Consider the following 19,786-nt stretch of genomic DNA (forward strand, 5'->3'; position numbering starts at 1 on the left):
CAACCCCGGCGGTATTTGTTACCATCGGGGTTTTGTTTTTGAATAGCTCCCGGAAACGGAGTTCATTATGTTTAATAGGATTTCGACCTGAACCAAGTCTGTTTATGGCAGCAATAGCCATTTCCAGATAGGAATCACATGTATGGTAGTGCCATTTTCATGTGTAATAGTTCTCTCTTCGTCTTTGGTTATAATATACATCCTTTTTAAAGGATAAACATTGTTTAATTTGATCAGACCTTCTACTTCCCGTTGATAAGTGGCTTCATCTTGCAGGGAGTAACTTACCTGATAGGCTGTCTCTATTTCCGGAATAATGAAATCAACCTCTATATTCTGGTTGTAGAAATAAACTTTGTTGCCATATTGTTTATATAGATGTATAGCGACCATAATAGGGGTGAGATGTTACAAAGATAAGAAATCGTTTTGTATAGAAGACGATTCTTTGTTAAAATCGTCTTCTATACAAAACGATTCTTTGTTTTACTTGGGGGCTTTTACTGATTCAATGCCTGCTCGATATCTGCAATGATATCGTCTGCACTTTCGATGCCGACAGAGAAACGGATCAGGTCAGGAGCAATACCAGCTTCCTTCAACTGTTCGTCTGTCAACTGACGGTGCGTATGGCTTGCCGGGTGAAGCACACAAGTACGGGCATCTGCTACATGGGTAACGATAGCAGCCAGTTTCAGGCTATCCATAAACTTAATGGAAACATCGCGTCCGCCTTTCAATCCGAATGACAGCACACCGCATGAACCGTTCGGCAGATATTTCTTTGTCAACTCATAATACTTATTACCTTCCAGATCCGGATAGTTCACCCAGGCTACTTTGTCGCAATTCTGAAGCCATTTAGCAACAGCCAACGCATTTTTACAATGCTGTGGCATGCGCAGATGTAAAGTCTCCAAACCTAAGTTCAGCAAGAATGCATTCTGTGGAGACTGGATAGATCCCAGGTCACGCATCAACTGGCTGGTCGCTTTGGTGATATACGCCATCTTACCGAATGTCTTTGTATAAGTCAATCCGTGATAAGACTCGTCCGGCTGGCAAAGGCCCGGATATTTGTCGGCATGTGCTTCCCAATCGAAGTTACCGCTATCGACGATACAGCCTCCAACAGCAGTTGCATGTCCATCCATATATTTAGTTGTAGAATGGGTTACGATATCTGCTCCCCATTCGAACGGACGGCAGTTGATCGGTGTGGCAAACGTATTATCGACGATCAATGGTACCCCATGTTTATGGGCGATATGAGCGAACTTTTCGATATCCAGTACCATTACTCCCGGATTGGAAATCGTTTCGCCGAACAATAACTTTGTATTCGGACGGAATGCCTTACTGATCTCTTCTTCACTGGCATCCTGATCGATGAAAGTACATTCGATACCCAGTTTCTTTAACGTGACGGACAATAAATTGTATGTACCTCCATAAATACCGGTAGCACTTACGATATGATCGCCGGCTTCGCAGATATTGAAACAGGCAAAGAAGTTAGCTGCCTGTCCGGATGAAGTCAACATGGCTGCAACACCACCTTCCAGAGCTGCTATCTTACTGGCAACAGCATCGTTGGTCGGGTTTTGCAGGCGGGTATAGAAATAGCCGCTCTCTTCCAGGTCGAATAATTTCGCCATCTGTTCGCTGGTTTCATACTTGAAGGTAGTACTTTGATAGATTGGAAGTACGCGCGGTTCTCCCTTTTTCGGTTGCCAACCACCTTGTACACACAAAGTTGCCGGCTTAAATGAATTGCTCATATTATTAAATGTTTGCTATGTAATTGTTTCTGCAGACAAAAGTAAAGAATAGTTTGTTCCATTCGTACAAATCAGCGATCATTTATAAAAAATAGCTTACCGTTTAAAAATAATCTTTACCTTTGTACCCGAATTTTGGTGTCACGATTCCATTTCTACGGAAGAGTGATGAAAAGGGAATCAGGTGAAAATCCTGAACAGACCCGCTGCTGTAAGCTCCGCCAAAGTCTTTGAACACGACTCAATCCACTGTTCGCAATGAATGGGAAGGACGTTCAAAGATGGAGTAAGTCAGAAGACCTGCCAGAATAATAGTTGAAGGCTTTCGGGAAATAGGGCTGAAAACATATGAGTAAGAGCTTTTCACTATATTATTGGGGCTTTGTCTGTTCATGTGTTCTATTTTATTTCATCGGGAGCATACAGTATAATAACGGTTAACAAACTTGATGAAATGAGAGGTTTCATACATGTCCTTTTTCTATTTATTTACTTGTTTTCTGCCAATCTGTCGGCGCAGAATAAAGTGACTCTTTCCGGTGAAGTCAAAGACCAGGAGGGTATTCCGCTTTCTTCGGTGACAGTTGCCCTGGAGAATACGACGGTCGGTACTTATACAAACGATCGGGGATATTATTCCTTGACTGTAACTCCGGGAAGACATACTGTTATTGTCACTTCATTAGGGTATAATACGATAAAGACCCAGATCGATCTCCGTAAAAGTAAAACAGTGGATTTTACAATGGAGGAAAACTCCGTTACTCTGAATTCGGTGGAGGTATATGGCAAATCGAAAACCCAGAAGATCAAAGAAAGTGCTTTTTCAGTAAATGCCCTCGATATAAAGCCGCAGATCAACTCATTGAAGAACCTCAATGAGATCGTGAACCGGACAACCGGTATAAAGATCAGGGAGGAAGGTGGAGTCGGTTCCGACTTCGATCTTTCTATTAATGGGTTATCAGGCAATTCCGTCCGTTACTTTATCGATGGGATGCCTCTGGATACAAAAGGAAGCGGTGTCTCGCTGGCAAATCTTCCTGTCAATATCATTGACAGGGTGGAAATATATAAAGGGGTAGTTCCTGCCAGCCTGGGTTCGGATGCTCTGGGGGGCGCCATTAATATTATTACCAGTCAGGAAAAAAAGAATTATCTGGATGCTTCTTATGGTATAGGTTCTTTCCATACTCATAGAGCTGACCTGAATGCCCAATTCGTAGAACCGAAGACCGGATTGATCATCAAGCCGACCGTCGGTGTCAATTATTCCAAGAATGATTATAAGATGAAAGGTGTCGAGGTATGGGATGAAGATAGCCGTAAATATATTGAAGTCAACCGTAAACGGTTTCATGACGATTATTTTTCCTTGTTAGGACAATTGGAAGCAGGCTTTGTCGATAAAGCGTGGGCAGATGCTTTCTTTGTTTCCGGATCTTATTCCAAAATAGATAAAGAAATACAGACAGGGTCTATCCAGACAAAGGTGATCGGTAATGCAGAGCGTCATTCCGATGCCTGGAATGTATCAGCCCGTTATCAAAAACGGTTTGAGAAAATCAATACGAGCGCATCGTTTTCCCATACCTGGGACGCGTCGCTTACCGTCGATACTGCTTATCGTATCTATGACTGGAACGGTGATTTTACTCCCTCATCCCGAAACGAGCTTAATGGCCGTGGACGTTCTATGCGTCATTACAACCGTCCAATGACTATTTTCCGCGGAGGTGTCGATTATGCGATCAACCGGCATCATTCAGTCAGTCTGAACTATCTGCTTAACCGTACCGGAAATAAACGCCGTGATGATGTCGACGAAACTTTTGAACCGACCAACGATGTACTGACCAAGCATATTCTCGGATTGACTTACAATCAGTCTTTTTTCGACGGAAGATGGGAGAGTACTGTTTTTATTAAAGACTATATAAATGCAACCTCTATCGGACAAAACGATCTTGCCTGGATAACCGGTTCGGAGGATGCCAAAGGACATTCTTCCAACAGTTATTGGGGAGGCGGTTTGGGGCTACGTTATACATTTTGGGATGCACTGGCTGGAAAGGTTTCTTATGAACATAGTGTGCGTCTTCCTTTGTCGCGTGAGCTGCTCGGAAACGGAACGACCATCTATCCCAATCTCGCCCTTCATCCCGAAAGCAGCGATAATATAAACCTGGGCCTTTTTGGTAACTGGTATCCTGCTTACGGTCATTCTTTCTATTATGAGGTCAACGGATTTCTCCGCTTTGTCGACGATTATATTCAGGCAACCGTATCGGAAAAAGAAGGTATGATGCAATACGAGAATATTCCGGCTGTACATGTGAAAGGTATTGAAGGGGAAATGCGCTACAACTGGAAAAACAGCTTTCAGATAATGGTCAACTGTAGTTATAACGAAGCACGCGACCAGAAGAAATATAAAACCGACGGTAAGCCTTCGGCTACTTATAATAACCGTGTGCCTAATCGTCCCTGGGTGTATAGCAATGCTGATGTGAGCTATACATTTCACAATCTGGCGCAGAAGGAAGATAACCTTCGCATCGGATATTCCTGGCAATGGATACATTGGTTTTACTTATCATGGGAAGCATACGGAGCTCTTGAAAGCAAGTCGCGTATCCCGACTCAGAATGTATCGAATCTTAATGTGACCTATTCATGGATGAAAAGACGCTATAATGTGTCATTGGAATGTAGTAATCTGTTTGATGCTACGGTCTATGACAATTACAAACTCCAGAAACCCGGTCGTGCATTCTTCGCTAAATTCAGATTATTCATTAATTAATAATTTAAAAATTATCAAATGAAAAAGTTTCAATTACTATTTTGGGCATTATTAACGACATTGTTTACCTTGTCTTTTAGTGCTTGTTCTGACGATGATGATCCAACTCCGGAACCGGAGCCTACTCCTGAAGCGCAAACCTATCACTTCGATATCTGGATTGCTCTGGATAAACACGGTGGTATGGGACGTGACGTACAGACTCTTGTCAAGAGTATCGATTCTTTGAAGGCTGGCTCTCAGATGATCAGCTTTGAAGGAGATGGAACGGAAGTTCATAGTGTTATGTCTTTGGAAACTATTGTCAAAGGGAAATACTATTATCAGGTTCCTGTATCGGGTGATCGTTTTTCCAAATATACACTGTCGAATAATAAGATCAATGTTATCCAGGAGCAGAAATTCGGTACAAATACGTACGATACCCGTAAATATACACATGCCTGGATCGATGATAATACGCTTGTGATCATGGCTTCTAACGGAGATGGAGATAAAATCATCTGGACGAAGCTGAATACGACCGATATGACTATTATCAAGGAAGGTGTTCTTGATATCCCTCTTCCTGAAGGAGATAAATTATTCTCAACTTCAGGTATTCTGAACTATCGTAAAAGCGATAATAAACTTATTTATTTCTATTTGGGTAAGAAAAGCAAACGTGGAGATACAACACCTTTCTTCTTTACAACTGTGATCAATGCTGAAACAATGGCCGTTGAAAGTAATATACGTAATACGATGGCTCATCAGATGGTTGGTAGTGCTTATGGTGAATTGTTGCAGAAATGTACGCTGGTTGACGAGAGTGGAAATCTTTATCTTGCAGGTTTCTCTGAAAATGAAGATGGAACGGAGAAGAGCCATTTGATTCGTATCAAAGCCGGTGAGAAAGATTTTGATCCTAGTTACGATGCTTTCACCAATGCAGGAAAGCTTGTTTCTCTCGAATATCTGGGTGATGGTAAAGTGCTTGCTTATGCACGTCAGGATGAACTTGGAATGGAAATTGATAGTTACAGCCATTATTATACGATCATCGATCTCAATAGTAAAACCAGCAGCCGTGTAAAATACAACGGACAGGATCTTCCGTATAGCGGTGGCCGCTTCTCTCAGCGTACTGCTGTGGTTGATGGGAAGGCTTATATCGGTGTTAATCCGGAAAGTTCAAATCCTTGTGTCTACATTTATGATATAAAGACAGGTAATGTTGAGAAGGGTGCTGATATTAAAGAAGGCTACTACTTCGAGCAGATCCGTGTACTTGATAATGAAGATGCTGAATAAGAACCTTGCATTTGGTTGAACGGTGTATTGTCGGTTGATTTTTGACCGACAAGCAGCCGTGCTCCGGCCGATAGTTATCCGTTGAGGAACGGATAGTTGTCCGTTTTTTAAGTATAGGTGTTTTGAAATGTAAATAAGGGACTTTTGATTGCAAAACATATATGTTTCGCAATCAAAAGTCCCTTATTTTTTCGGAGGATGTGCTAACCCCGATTTTTGTATATATTTTTTATGATTCTATCCTTTCAGGGCGATGACTTTTGGGGCAGGCATATTGCAGAGAAACTATATTCAGTTTATAACCGAGCCTGTTATTTTTATATGGTTAACAAATAAGTCCTATCTTTGCAGAATCAAGTTGTCAGGAGGATAAATCCTTCGATTAATAATGATAAACAAAATAACAGATGAATTATCATAGGTTAAAATATTATTAATACGTATATTTGCAACTGAAAGGCTTTTGAATAGAAAGCCTTGTGTTGCGTGTGATATTTGTGCGTCTAAATGAAAATCGGCTAAATTTTCTCAAGAACGAATGCACAAAGAAAGCCCTCGCAACCCTTTACCGGATATACGTGTTATCTATGCTGCGATGCAGTGTGGATAATTATTGTATACAGATAAAGGGGGCGTGCGGCTGACTTTTATTCGTTGTTGGGTCTTAGCCGAACCTTCATTTAGATAAAAGTTCAGTCCGCCGCCCTTTCTTTTTTATGAAAGGACTACTCTACTATTATAATGCCATTTAACACCCGCATATTTTAAGGAAAAATCGTTTAAAGTTTATTCCATACCCTTGCTGCTGTATTGCAGGGAGGTATTATGTTTTACTTATAACCTTATTAATATGTCTGAACGTATTACCATTGAAAAAGCTGTCCAGATGACTGGTTTCCCGGCAGAAGATATTCGGGATTGGGCGAAATCCAAAAAGATAAAGTCTTATTCGTATAGAGACGGCGAACCATTGATAGATGCCACAAGTTTGCAGAATTTTGTATCCGGCGTCAAACGCCAGGGAATGCAAAAGTTATATCTCCAAGAGATCATTGAGGATAAAGAGGAAGAGATTAACGAAATCATTGCCTGGTATGACGATTATATTTTCTGCTTGCGTTCTCTCACAACTGTCTCTCCTTTGCTTAAAATAATAATTGCCGAACTGGCCTCTTTCATAGAGGATAAGAAAGCACGATATATATTCACAGAAATAACGGGGGGAGCAAGAATATTGGATGTTGCCAAACATTGTGGTATGTCGTACGATGGTATGTGCAAACGGTATAACACCATTTTGTCTCACCTGAAGTCGGATACCCGTTTTATGCTTGAATATCATAAAACAATAACGAATCAGGAACTGGAGATAGAACGCCTGGAACTTGAAAACAGAAATTTGGAGTATGAGTTAAACCGGTTGTATGAAAAAGGACTTAAAGCAGGTCTACAATTTAATATCTCCCAATCATTAATCCATGTACCTCTGGAGGCAGCCCAGCGGCTTTGCAGGCCGCTTACTGACCTGACACTGTCTCCCTATATCCGTAAAATACTTGAAAATCTCCATATAGAAACAATGGAGGATATGTTGCGTTATATAGAAACCAAAGGGCTTGACTCTTTGCTGGATATTCCCGGATTTGGTAAACTCGGACTGGAACAACTTAGGTTCCAGTTAGAGAAACATAGGGTACTCGATAAGAATGGCTATTCAGACCTCTATCAATATCTTGTTCGGTAAATATCTCATTTCAATATTTTCTTCTGCAATGCCCGGAACCAGATAAACGCAACAATCCCTTTCAGCATGCTGGAGATACTGATTGCCCACCAAACACCGATAATCCCTAATCCCATTGCAGATAAAACGATCGCCATCGGAATACGTAGCGAGTTGAAAGTAATGCTGATGATCGCAGGCGGAACCGTACGTCCTGTTCCGTAGAACAGTCCTTGCATGGTGATCTCAAGCATCATGAACAGCATCGAATACCCGTCTATCCGCAGGAAAATACCTCCGGCTTCAAATGCTTCCTTTTGGGGTACGATCAGTGAGAATACTTCGCTACCATAAAAGACGAACAATAAAGTACACAGGATTCCGAATATGGTCGTCATTTTCAATGTCGTGTGATAGGCCTCCAATACCCTGTTCTTTTCGGAGGCTGCATAGTTCTGGGCAACGAAGGCACTCAATGCCGTACTGAATCCCTGGGAGGTATTCCAGGCAATCGCTTCAATCTGCCCTCCGGCGGTAAGTGTCATCAGGCCGATATGACCTCCGTAAGTGGAGGCAGTCCGTGCCATGAAAATGTTGATAATGGCAAACAGCGTATTCAGCATGGCAACCGGTAATCCCAGTTGCAGGATCCTTTGTGAATAGTTTTTCTTTAGTTTGACGAAGAAGGAGAATCCTCCCAATAACTTGCTTCTCCATTTTAGTTGATATACGAAAATAGCGCATACCGTTGCTTGCGATAGCCACGTCGCCCAGGCTGCTCCGGCTGTACCCATGTCGAATACAAAAATAAATACCGGGTCGAGTATCATATTAATGATAAGTCCCGTTCCGCTGATATAAAACGGTATTTTACTTAGCCCTGCTGCATTGTGGATGCCGGTGAAGGCAGCCGACAGGAATATAAAGGGGAAGGCTGTCGATACGATCCGTAAATATTCTACGGCATTTTCCGCAATAGGGGCTTCCAGTTTATAAATGCCGATGATCGGGTGGGCAAAGACAAAAAGAAGCAATCCCCAGCATACAGAGATAATCAGGGCAATGGTAAGGTTATGTGAAGAATAGTTCCTGGCGTCTTCTTCATTCCGTGCTCCGATGCTTTGTCCGACACTCACTTCCGAGCCTACTTTATTCAACAGCGATATCGAGTTGGTCATCCAGGTAAGGATACCCACGGCACCGATAGCGGCAACAGCCTCGCTACCCAGACGTCCCACCCAGGCCATATCGGTAATGCTGTAAGCCATCTGAATAAAAGAAGTACCCATAATCGGCAGAGCCAGATTGAATAGCTGCCGTTTGATCGGGCCTTGTGTCAGGTTTTTTGTTCCTTGCATGTTCGTCTTATTTGGGTGCAAAAGTAGAAATAATCGTGCAGTTTATATTACTTTAAACTAGTTTGTGTCTTGAGATTGATTAATATATGTATTTTTGTATAATGAGTAACTGGGAAAAACAACAAGATGTAAAAAAGGAGGTGCTGGAGCGGGATAAATCCCGACGAGAAAACCTCGGTAAATTTTTTTATGACTTGGCAAAAGTAGCGTTTGCCGGACTGGTTGTAGGTGGGGTTGCTCCATTGTATGCAAATATGGATAATTCGGATAATTGGTATGTTGTTTTTGCCGGAACTGTTTTTACAATAATATTTGCGTGGATTGGTAATAAAATTCTAAAGTAAAGGATTATTATGGATATGTTGTCATTGGTATTTACAGTAGGTGCTGTTATTGGTGCTGTTTTTCTTGCTTGGCTTTATACTAAACCAGGAAAGAAATGGTTGGAAAATTTATAATCATTCTTGTGATATAGAAACTGCCTTCGTCGCGTTTCTAACGGAGAAAGCCGTACTATAACAAAGTTTGCTATAGTACGGCTTTCTTATTGAAAGGTACAATTAGAAGTTGATATTCACTCCGATCATTGCACTGAACTTCTGCAACGGATATCCGTAGTAAAGTTCATATTTCTGGAATAATACATTATTCAGTTTCAGATACATCCCGAAAGTATCGTTGAAGTTGTATGCTCCGGTCAAATTCAGTTCGTTGATGTTATCCATCTTTACATCCTGAGAACCCAGTTTGGCTTCACGTCCGGTTCCCAGATAATAGTCCAGGGAAGCAGACAGGTTTTTGATCGGGCGTACTGTTACACCGGCGGTGATCTCCATCTCCGGCATTCCCCATGCTTTAGCATCTTTACCTCTTAAATTCGTATCAGGGTATTTGTCGCTGTATTCTGCCGTCCAGTTGTTGTAAACACCTTTCAAAGATATTTCGAACAGTTGCTGGTAGCTGTATTTCAGGTTGGCTCCGATAAGCAATTGTTTTGTATCTATTTCGTTTAGCATACCACACGCTGAATCGAAGTAGTCTTCATCTCCGAAAGCGAATGAAGGAACAAAGAAATAGTTATTGCTGGTGATTTTATACCCTCCGAAAACATCAAACCAGAAACCGGGTGCGACGCCACTCTTGATTCCTATGATACCGTCCAGCCAGTTGCGTGAAGGGGTTAGTCTAGATGTAGGAGATGCATAACGGTTTACCTGAAACAAGTCGTACATACTGTTTGAATTTAATTTGCCATTAGCATTTAAATACAATACGGTCTTGTCCGCTACTTCAACGTCTGCTGAAATATTGGGAGATACCATGAATTCTTTTTCTGCTCCGCTAAAAAACATAGCGTTCACTCCCAGTTTAACATGCCAGTTATCACCTATTACCTTATAATATGGACTTAATGTAGCTGCGGCAAAATTGTCAAAATAATAGATATATCCGGCTTTTTCTCCGTCCGGTATCTTCATTTCATTTGGTAAGCTATAGTTGAAGTACTGGAAGTTACCATCTAATCCAACTCTTTGATTACCGCCAAAACCTGCGTTTAGTCCAAAATTAAGATTGAATGTTCCTTCTGTCGGTCCGTCGAATTGTTTGCCCGCTCCGTATTTATAAGAGAAATTGGTATAACCTAAATCCAGCAGATAACCTACAGGTGCATCTTCTTTTGATTCAACGCCTACATTCGCTTTGATCGTTTGAGCGACCTGGTTGGTTTCGACATCGCTGGCTAAATTCGGAACCGTACTGGAAATAGGATCTAATGCCGGCAATCCGTAATAGTTGAATCCTGAATAACCATACTTAACGCCCATCTTCAGTGCCAACTTATCGAAGTTATGCTTGAAGTTAAGGCCACCCATATTATCGTTCAGTTTCGCCTTTACCTTTTCATCTATCTGTAAATATTTCACCTTGCCGTTGGTAGAACGGTGTGAGAACCAGATATTCAGTTGATCCTTGTCTGTGCTGAGGATATGGTAGCCCAGGTCTCCGTTCAGGTTCAGATAGGTTCCGCCTCCGAAGTTGAAATAACCGCGGCGTTTGTTGTATTGGATATCCGTCATGATATTACCGGAAGGGAGCAGGCTGATCTCTTTCTGAGGATCGGCTGCAATTGTAAAACCGGCATAATCGATCGGCATCTTCTTTACTTCCGGTTCTTTGATGACCGGAAGGGTGTTCACTTTGCTTGCATCCTGTACCGTCGGATCATATTCACGTTCGAGCGTCATCTCCCGGTCCAGATTCTGTTTCTTCGAAGTATCTTCCTGTGCACTCATTGTGGCTGTAGTCCCAAGCAAGGCTACAACACACAGCGCTTTTACATTATATATAGTCTTCATTGTATTCAATTATTGCTTTAGTTTACCTAATCTGTCCTCTATCATACCGGCAATCTCATCGTCACCCTTGTAGTTGTTCTGCAGGTTGTTCAGATAAGCGCGTGCCTGAACGTCGTCTCCCTGGCGGATATAAATATCTGCCCACAGGATGAATCCGCGTGCCAGCCAGTACTGGTGGGGTGTTCCGTTCTTAGCGAAATCTTCCAGTATCTTTTCAGCATTCTTATCGTCTTTGGTGTCATAGAAGTATTGAGCCAACAGATATTTGGCTTCTGCTCCGTGAGCTGTACGGGTATCCTTGCTGAGAACCTTCAGGTCTTCGAGTGCTTTCGCCGGTTGCTTGTGGTCGATATAAGCTTTGGCACGGATATAACGGGCTTCGGCTTCTACTTCAGGAGACAGCTTCGGGTCTTTCAGCAATTCGTTGGCTGCGAGCTGTGCTTCTTCCTGTTGTCCGGTCTGCAGGGCACAACGCATGATACCCAGGCGGGCAGCCTGTTTGTTCTCCGGATTCTCTGCGATAACCTGTAAACGTTTGAATGTTTCCAGTGCTGCAGGGAAGTCCTGGGTGAGATATTGCATTTCGGCCGTACGTGCCACCGATTCTTCCAGGAATTTAGTGTCGCCGCTATCGATAACCGATTTGAAACGCTGCAGGGCTTCGTCATATTCCTTCTTGGCAAAGGCGATGCTTCCCAGATAATAGTTTGCATTCGAACTGAAAGCTCCTTCCGGGAATGTCTGCAGATAGTTGACCAGGCTGCGGCGGGCTTCATCGTTATTACCGCGCAGGAAGAGTTTTTCTGCTGCAATGTATGTCAGTGAATCCTGTTCGCTGACTTCCAGGCGGACATTACCTCCCAGTGAGTTGACATAGTTGGCATACGCATTGATATCGTTCAGGTCGATATAAACAGACTTCAGGTCCTGAAGAGCTACTCTGGCTTCTTCGCTGCCCGGATAGTTGCTGATAACCTTCTTATAGGCATCGGCAGCTTTCTGAGGTTGGTTGTCATTGAAATACAACAGACCTAACTGGATGCCGGCTTTACGGGCGAGACTGCTTTGCGGGAAACGCTGGATCAGTGTTTCGAAAGCCTGTGCTGCCTGTGAACTGTTTTCAAGCAATACATAAGAACGTCCTTTTTCGAAAAGAGCGTCGTCTACATATTGTGATTCCGGATAATCGCGGATCAGGCGGTCCATTGCACTGATCTTACCCCGATAGTCTTTCTGCAAACCGAGCAGGAAGCCTTTCTGGTAAACCGAATAATCTCCGGCAGAAGGTTGTAGTTGAGCGGCACGGCTATAGTTTTCTTCTGCCTGTGCGAACTGACGTTTCTGATACAGACAGTCACCGACACGGTTATAAGCATCAGCCAAAGCCGGAGCCTGCTGGTTGCTTTCCAGATTGATATACTGGCGGAAACGGTTTTCTGCTTCCCCGTATTCTTTCAGTTTGAAGTAGCAATATCCCAGATTGTAATGAGCCAGTGCGTACATGTCGGTATTTCGCTGGCGGGTATTGTTCAGATAGGTACGGTAATCGGAGATCGCCTGCTGATATTCTCCTTTGCGGTAGTATGATTCTCCACGCCAGAAATAAGCATCGTTGCGTGATTCCATATTATAGGAACCCAGATTGATCGCTTGTGTGAACAGATTAACCGCTTCATCCAGTTTCATATTGGTGAACGCCTGCGTTCCCAACTGGAACAAGATGTCTTGTTTGGCTTCCAGTATCTTTGTACTCGGATGGTTGATCTTATTGATGGAGTTGAGGGCTGCCTGATAGTTTTTAGTAGTCAGATAGACTTCCACCAGGTAGTCGTTTACTTTATCGGCATATTGTGAATTCGGGAAATCGTTGAGGAAGTCTTCGAAGATGGTCACCGACTCACCGAATCCTGTAAAGGCTGTTTCATGGATCAGCAACGCATAATTGAACATCGCTACTTCCTGGATCTGTTTGTCGAAAGAAGAGGTTGCCGCAGCCTCGAAAGCCATGCGGGCATTGTTCTTGTCTTTCAGTTTCAGGTAAGACTGTCCCAGATACAGATAAGCATTCTGTGTCAGTGCATCGTTTTCGCGTACGGTCTGTGACAAAGCGCTGACTGCACTGCTGTAATTCCCTTTATTATAATAGCAGACGCCGAGAATATACAGATCGCCTCTTAACGGACTGTCGGTAGACGATACATATTTGCTTAACATGCTGATCGCCTTATCCTGATTTCCCTGGTGGTAATACGAATTACCCAGGATACGATAGACTTCGCTGTTATTCTTGCTGTTCGGATAAGAGGAGAGAAGTTCTTCCCCTTCGCTTATCACCTTTTCATACTTGTTCTGTATAAAATAGATCTGTGTAATATAGTACAATGATTGTTCGCGGTAATCCGGCATGTCTTTCAGGCGGGTGAACTCGACCAGTGCATTGTTGTATTTGCCGGTTGCGTAATCTATATAAGCCACATAGTAGGTCGCGGCTTCCCGGTACTGGGTCCCTATTTGTTGTATCCGGGCAAAATAGTTCCGCGCCTTATCCATCTCACCCGTTTGCAGAAGTGAATAAGCCAGCCGGAAGCTATAGACTTCCTGTTGCTCCGGACTGAGCACATCTATATCCGATTCGTTGAACCAGAAAATAGCTTTCTGGTATTCTCCGCGTCCGAAATGAACAGAACCGATCAGGAAGTTCACTTCATCGCTATGGCGTGAAGCCGGATAATCTTCCAGATAATCTTTCAATAGTTCATCGGCATTGGGACGTCCCTGTTCATAAGCTGCATATACGATCATATAGTCAGCTTCCTGGATCAGGTCTGCATCTTTTGCATGCTGTTTATAAGCTTCCAGCTTATCGATGCAACCCGGATAGTTCTTTAAACTAAACAATTCTTTACCTTCTACGAACAAACGGTCCGGTGCCTCAAACTGGTACGACCGTTGCCCGCTAGCCACATGACTTCCTACCACCAGGCACAGTGGAATAAGTATTCTTTTCATCACTCCTTCGCTTTTATGTACAGATATTAAACAGTCTCTGTTAATTCTAAGTTGCAAATATAAAGAATAACATACAAAAGCTAAGTAAGTTATTAACAAAAAGAATTAATATTTGGAATCATAAACAAACGTGTTAAAGTAAAAATAGAGATCGACAGCATCAACGGGCAGGCTTCAATTGCGGAGTTCGGGGTGTATGATGAACAACGTTAAGAATAAATAAAACCGCCGCGAATCACTTCGGGGCGGTTTCAGGTTCCACATTTACCATCAATTATGTTTATAATTTATGTGGAGATATTTTTGTTTGTCAAAATTATTCAATGACTTTATACCAATCACTCTTCATCCAGAATAGCGTTGTGTACCAGGAGTCTTCTTTACCATTCAGGAATGCATTCAAACTTTCCTGATTGTAATCTTTTTCGTCAGAAGTATATTCCAGGCGGTTCAGAGGAAGTGGGGTATCTGCAGTCTGAGGATCTCTCTTGAAATAGAGTTCCGGATATCCTGTACGGCGTACAACATTCCAGGCTTCCAGTTCCTGAATAGCTCCGTGATGAATCCATCGTTGTGTCAGGATTGATTTTAACGGATTACTAGCATCCCACTGTGATTCAGCATAGGCTTCGACTGTAGCGTCATCTGGTGCCGGCAGTGCTGTACGGTATGTACCGGTTGAATTCAGGTTGAAATAAAACTCAGTAGATAATTTAACACCGTCTATATAAGCCGCTTTGGCATCACCGCTGGCCCAGTTGTTGGCATAGGCTTCCGCTTTCATAAAGGCAACTTCGGCAGCTGTCATCCAGATACCTGGGAAACCCGGGTTACGTGTGAAAGTCGAGGTATCCAACGCAGCATAATATTTAGCTGTACCATGTGTACTGATAGCCATATTTGCTTCCTGATCTGCTGCGCTTTCCGTAGGGTCCAGACCGATATACTGGTTATCCCAGTTTGCGTCATATAATACTTCCAGACGTGGATCCGGATTATCGGTATTTGCATTTAATGCCCGTTGCATGAAACCGGACATACGGTTATATGTCGAGTTTTCAATAGCGTCTTGCAGATCTTTATCGAAATTGAAAGCATCATCGCTTTGTGCTACCGTTGTGTTTTCTGCATTCGTGTCTACCATCGGGTAAGTGGAAGGATTACTAAGCATGGTTTGGATAGCACTGCGTGCTTCTGATGTCAGGTCACCGTTTGAAGCCAAATGAGTGGCGACGCGAAGACGCAGAGAATTGACATATCTCTGCCACATGGATACATCTCCTTTGTTTACATAGTCTTCTGCTGTCATGTAGGTGGCTGCGGAAGAGCTTAATGACGGATGATTGTTCAGGTATGTATTTGTTTCATCCAGATCTTTTAAGATCATGCTATACAGTTCCGTTTCAGAATCGTATTTAGGTTTGGACGAAACAATATCCCCGGTACTCCATAAGTATCCGGCTTCCGAGAAAGGCAGGCTTCCCCATAAAGACAATACTTCATATAGTTGTTCTTCCAGAACAGTGCGTCCCAAATGAAGGAAAATTTCGTTATCTTCTTTTTCTTTATCCGTCAGATTATTGTAAGTCTGTTCCAGTAACCTGTATTGGGCAAGCGTTGTATAGAAATTTTTCCATCTTTCGTTGAAATAAGTTGTTCCCGCACCGGTGAAACGACCTTTGTCGTTGGTGTGTCCGATTACCCCGGAAAAGCGGCCGGAAGTAGTCGAAGATACATAATATCTGTAATATACTGGATTCATCCAGGTATTACAAGCCTGCCAAAGTCCTACCATTACGCCAGGACATGTCACAGACTGTGCCTGTTCCGGATTTTGATATTGATCCGAAAATTTATCGTCGCTGCATGAGAAGGTGGATAATAGTGCCGCACATCCCAATACAAGTGAATATATTTGTTTCATTTTCTGCATTCTTTATATATTTCTTTACAATCAATTAAAAACTAGCACGTAGTGAGAAACCAAAGGAGCGGGTTGTTGCTGTAGATCCGCTGATATAAGATTGGTTCACCCAGTTTGTACCATCCGTTGATTCCGGGTCCATTTCTTTCAAACTCTTGTAGAAGTAGAATAAGTTACGTCCGTAAACAGAAACCATTAGATTTTTACAACCAAATTTGGCAACCAGTTCTTTCGGCAGGCTGTAACCTATGCTTAATTCGCGCAGTTTGAAATAAGTGTTTTCCTGGATAGCGTTTTCGTAGGTGACATTACCTGAGTATCCCCAGCCGTATTGGTTGTAAAATGTTTCACCTGCTGTCGCGATGATATCGTTCGGAGTTCCGTCCTCTTTTACACCGGGTAGGATTACACCATTGTCATATACTGTACAGCCGTTTACGGTAGAACCGGCTGCCTGGTCTGTCAGGTGGCGTATGGAAGGATCGGATAATACGTTGCCATCGGCATACCAGCTCAAGCCGCCATGAGAGGCGTCACGACCTTGCAGTGTATGTTCCAATGTTCCGATTTCAGACATGTATTGATAGGGCTTGTTCATTACGTCACCACCAATACGGAAGTCGATAGAAGCATCCAGATACCAGTTCTTGTAGCTGACGGATGTGCTCAGACCGCCGACCAGTTTCGGCATGGCATTACCTGCTTTTACGCGTTGTGTGTAATCGACTTTGTATAAACCGTTTTCATCAACAATTTTATTGCCGTTTTCATCTGTTACAGTTTTATATACATACCAGTCGCCCATTGCTTCTCCGACATGTGATTCCAGTACAGCTGCTCCGTTGTCGATGGTTGTATGTTCAAGTCTGTCAACGCCATCTGTTAACTTCACGACCTTATTACGGTTCCAGGCCCAGTTGGCGCGGATATCCCAGGTCCAGTCTTTAGTCTGGATCGGCGTACCGTAAATAGACATTTCCAAACCTTGGTTCTTCAACTCACCCACGTTCATCCAGATGGAAGTACCTCCCGAAGAAGCAGCTGTAGAGGTATTCAGAATTTGGTCTTTTATTTTGTTATGATAGAAAGACAATTCAAATCCTAAGCGGTTTTGTAAAAACTTGTTTTCCCATCCCAGTTCGAATTCGTATTTCTTTTCCGGCTGTAACTCGTTGTTCCCCAGTTCGCTTAATGAAATCTGATTATAAATATAGCTGTCTGCAGCATCTTGTTTATATCCGGTTGTTGCTTTATAGACAATTGGAGCATTACCTACGATACCGTAGCTTACACGAATTTTACCATAGTCATACCAACTTGGGTTCTTATCTTTCAGTAATGAAGTATAGATTACACTACCATTGACAGAAGGATAGAAGAAAGAGTTGTTGCCTGGAGCCAAGGTGGATGTTTTTTCCTGACGTATAGTTCCTTCCAGATAAGCCCAACTATCGTAACCAAACGAAGCGGTAGCGAAATATGCTGTTTTCAGCAATGACATTTTTGTCATACTGGGGGTAGCGGGAGATAAAGCGGAAGCATTCAAATGGAACCAGTTTTCCACGCTTAATCCACCACGGGTAGTGACAGAGGTCATCATCTGACGTTCCTGGCGGCCTGACCAGCCGACGTTGGCTGTAATATTGTACTTCTCTGCGAATGTACGGTCAAACATCAACATGATATCACCGTAGTAAATTTCATACTTGTCGTTTTTCAGAGAATAACTACCTGTATAGTTACCTGCCGTTGCCAATGCATTCGGATATTCTGTGTGGTTCTTATTCTCTTCTTCGTCAAATGTTAAGTCGGTAGACAAACGTCCCCGGGCTGTCAATCCAGGTATGATTTCCCAACTGGGAGAAACACTGGCAATAAAACGATTGTTGTTTTCGTATTGTTCCTTGCCGTAGATGTTCCATAAATAACGGTCGCCTATGTAACTGAAAGATGGGTCATATTCCCATGCTTCATCCAGGAATGTAGCAGCATATTCAGAGGTGTATGCTCTGTTCATGTAGCCCTGGCTGGTTACGATCCTGTTTTTCAAAGATGCGATATCGTCATAGCCGGTAAACATACCGTTATAACTACTCATCAACTGGTCGATACGATAGGTACGGTTCTTTACGTATTGACGCATATAATTAGCAGAATAATCAAGTTTTATTCCTTTCAGGATATTCTGAGAACCTGTCAATGAGAAATTGTGTTTGTTGTTATGAGAGTTTAACTGAGTCGGTGTAACATCTGTATAGGTATAAGAAAAACGCATATTTCCTTTTTCCGTACCGTTTGTAACAGCGAGGTTATATGTTTGATTGATACCTGTCTGGAAAAGATCGTTCCATTGGTTATGATCGATGGGGGAATAAGTTCGTATTGTTCCATCCCAGTTATATAATTGGGAGGTATTGTCGTACTTGGGTCCCCATGAATAATATGTATTACGTAAGCTGGTAACCGGGTTGCCGTTTCTGTCAGTACGTGTGTTTTGGAAACCGGTGGCCTTTTCAAAATCATTACCTCTTGTGTCAAGCAGAGAGTTGTCATAACCCGGTCCGAATTCTTTCTGAATATTGGGCATATAGGCTACTTTGTCAAAACTAACGTTTGCGCTGAAATCTACTCCTAAGCCGGAAGCTCCTTTACCGCTTTTAGTTGTAATCATAACAACACCATTAGCGGCCTCAGAACCATACAAAGCAGAAGCTGCTGCACCTTTCAGGATAGAGATATTTTCAATATCGGCAGGGTTGATGTCTACCAAACCATTTGATTCGACACGCTGTTGGCTCCAGTAGTCTTTATTGTTGGCATCCCCATTGTGAATGGGAACACCATCCATTACAATTAACGGCTGTGTAGAACCGGAAATAGATGATAAGCCGCGGACAGAGATAGATACAGACGATGTACCTCCACCGGGAGCTGCATTGATACGTACACCGGACGCTTTACCATACAATGAAGTGGCGAAATCAGGAGTACCGGTTTTTACGAGTTCTCCTGCCTCAATTGTACTTACAGCGTAACCCAGTTTTTTTGCATCTTTCTTGATACCCATAGCTGTTACAACTACTTCGTCCAGTTTTTGGGTGTCTTCAACTAATTTAATATTCAAAGAGGCTTGACCTGTGTAAGTGATTTCCTGGGTCGCATATCCGATAAAGGAAATCTGGATAACGTCTCCGTTTTTGACTCCTTCCAAGATGAAGTTACCATCCATATCGGTAATATTACCATTGGTGGTTCCTTTAATAACAACTGATGCTCCGGCAACAGGGCCGAAATCATCTTCTACAACACCCGTCACTTTTCCGTTTTGTTGGGAAATGGCGGTTTCTAGCTTCTCTGGCGCTAAATCAGCATATACGCTGGCTGGTAGTGCCATAGCTCCTGCGGCAAGGAGTAAGCTGACTTGTTTGAAGTGTTTCAACATAATAAATGATGTTATTGATGATAATACTAGTGTTAGTAAAGGTTCTTTAGATTTTGACGTTTATCGATCTTTGATCTTAGTTCTGAAAGAACT

11 protein-coding genes and 1 riboswitch are annotated in these 19,786 nt (G+C 42.7%); of the genes, 4 read left to right on the forward strand and 7 right to left on the reverse strand.

Going from position 1 to position 19,786, the window contains the following annotated elements; genetic code table 11:
* Positions 1-102 precede the first annotated feature (102 nt).
* Complete coding sequence (locus tag DWW23_RS18255) at positions 103-393, reverse strand: hypothetical protein (protein WP_233564384.1); 291 nt, start codon at positions 391-393, stop codon at positions 103-105.
* Positions 394-500: 107 nt separating this feature from the next.
* On the reverse strand, positions 501-1,781 hold the full coding sequence (locus DWW23_RS18260) for an O-acetylhomoserine aminocarboxypropyltransferase/cysteine synthase family protein (protein ID WP_122354850.1): 1,281 nt from the start codon (positions 1,779-1,781) through the stop codon (positions 501-503).
* 119 nt (positions 1,782-1,900) lie between these two features.
* Positions 1,901-2,104, forward strand: a riboswitch (cobalamin riboswitch).
* A 131-nt stretch (positions 2,105-2,235) separates the two neighbouring features.
* Between DWW23_RS18260 and DWW23_RS18265 the strand changes: the two genes are divergently transcribed.
* The 3 genes from DWW23_RS18265 to DWW23_RS18275 all read left to right on the forward strand — a co-directional run bounded on the left by DWW23_RS18265 (position 2,236) and on the right by DWW23_RS18275 (position 7,624).
* Complete coding sequence (locus DWW23_RS18265; RefSeq protein WP_122354852.1) at positions 2,236-4,587, forward strand: TonB-dependent receptor; 2,352 nt, start codon at positions 2,236-2,238, stop codon at positions 4,585-4,587.
* A gap of 18 nt (positions 4,588-4,605) precedes the next feature.
* Complete coding sequence (locus DWW23_RS18270) at positions 4,606-5,880, forward strand: hypothetical protein (RefSeq protein WP_122354854.1); 1,275 nt, start codon at positions 4,606-4,608, stop codon at positions 5,878-5,880.
* A gap of 850 nt (positions 5,881-6,730) precedes the next feature.
* Entirely contained in the window at positions 6,731-7,624 is an 894-nt protein-coding gene (locus DWW23_RS18275; RefSeq protein ID WP_122354856.1) for a transcriptional regulator, read from the forward strand.
* A gap of 5 nt (positions 7,625-7,629) precedes the next feature.
* Here DWW23_RS18275 and DWW23_RS18280 read toward each other — a convergent pair whose 3' ends face one another.
* Positions 7,630-8,961: an MATE family efflux transporter gene (locus tag DWW23_RS18280; RefSeq protein WP_122354858.1), complete on the reverse strand. Its 1,332-nt coding sequence runs from the start codon at positions 8,959-8,961 to the stop codon at positions 7,630-7,632.
* A gap of 101 nt (positions 8,962-9,062) precedes the next feature.
* On the opposite strand from DWW23_RS18280, the gene DWW23_RS18285 reads away from it, so the two are divergent.
* A complete protein-coding gene (locus tag DWW23_RS18285; protein ID WP_122354860.1) occupies positions 9,063-9,305 on the forward strand; it encodes a DUF6722 family protein in 243 nt (80 codons plus the stop codon).
* A gap of 216 nt (positions 9,306-9,521) precedes the next feature.
* On the opposite strand, the gene DWW23_RS18290 is transcribed toward DWW23_RS18285, so the two are convergent.
* The 4 genes from DWW23_RS18290 to DWW23_RS18305 all read right to left on the reverse strand — a co-directional run bounded on the left by DWW23_RS18290 (position 9,522) and on the right by DWW23_RS18305 (position 19,693).
* Positions 9,522-11,318, reverse strand: a complete 1,797-nt coding sequence (locus DWW23_RS18290; protein WP_122354862.1) for a TonB-dependent receptor — start codon at positions 11,316-11,318, stop codon at positions 9,522-9,524.
* Between the two features lie 9 nt (positions 11,319-11,327).
* Positions 11,328-14,327 (reverse strand): tetratricopeptide repeat protein, encoded by a 3,000-nt coding sequence (locus tag DWW23_RS18295; RefSeq protein ID WP_122354864.1) that lies wholly within the window; start codon positions 14,325-14,327, stop codon positions 11,328-11,330.
* Between the two features lie 316 nt (positions 14,328-14,643).
* The gene (locus DWW23_RS18300; RefSeq protein ID WP_122354878.1) at positions 14,644-16,251 is read right to left on the reverse strand and encodes a SusD/RagB family nutrient-binding outer membrane lipoprotein; all 1,608 of its coding nucleotides are present in this window, start codon (positions 16,249-16,251) and stop codon (positions 14,644-14,646) included.
* A gap of 34 nt (positions 16,252-16,285) precedes the next feature.
* Positions 16,286-19,693 carry a SusC/RagA family TonB-linked outer membrane protein gene (locus DWW23_RS18305; RefSeq protein ID WP_122354866.1) on the reverse strand — a complete coding sequence of 1,136 codons (3,408 nt, stop codon included), beginning with the start codon at positions 19,691-19,693 and terminating at the stop codon, positions 16,286-16,288.
* Between the last annotated feature and the right edge of the window lie 93 nt (positions 19,694-19,786).

Source organism: Parabacteroides sp. AF14-59 (genome assembly GCF_003479515.1).
Classification (GTDB): Bacteria; Bacteroidota; Bacteroidia; order Bacteroidales; family Tannerellaceae; genus Parabacteroides; species Parabacteroides faecis.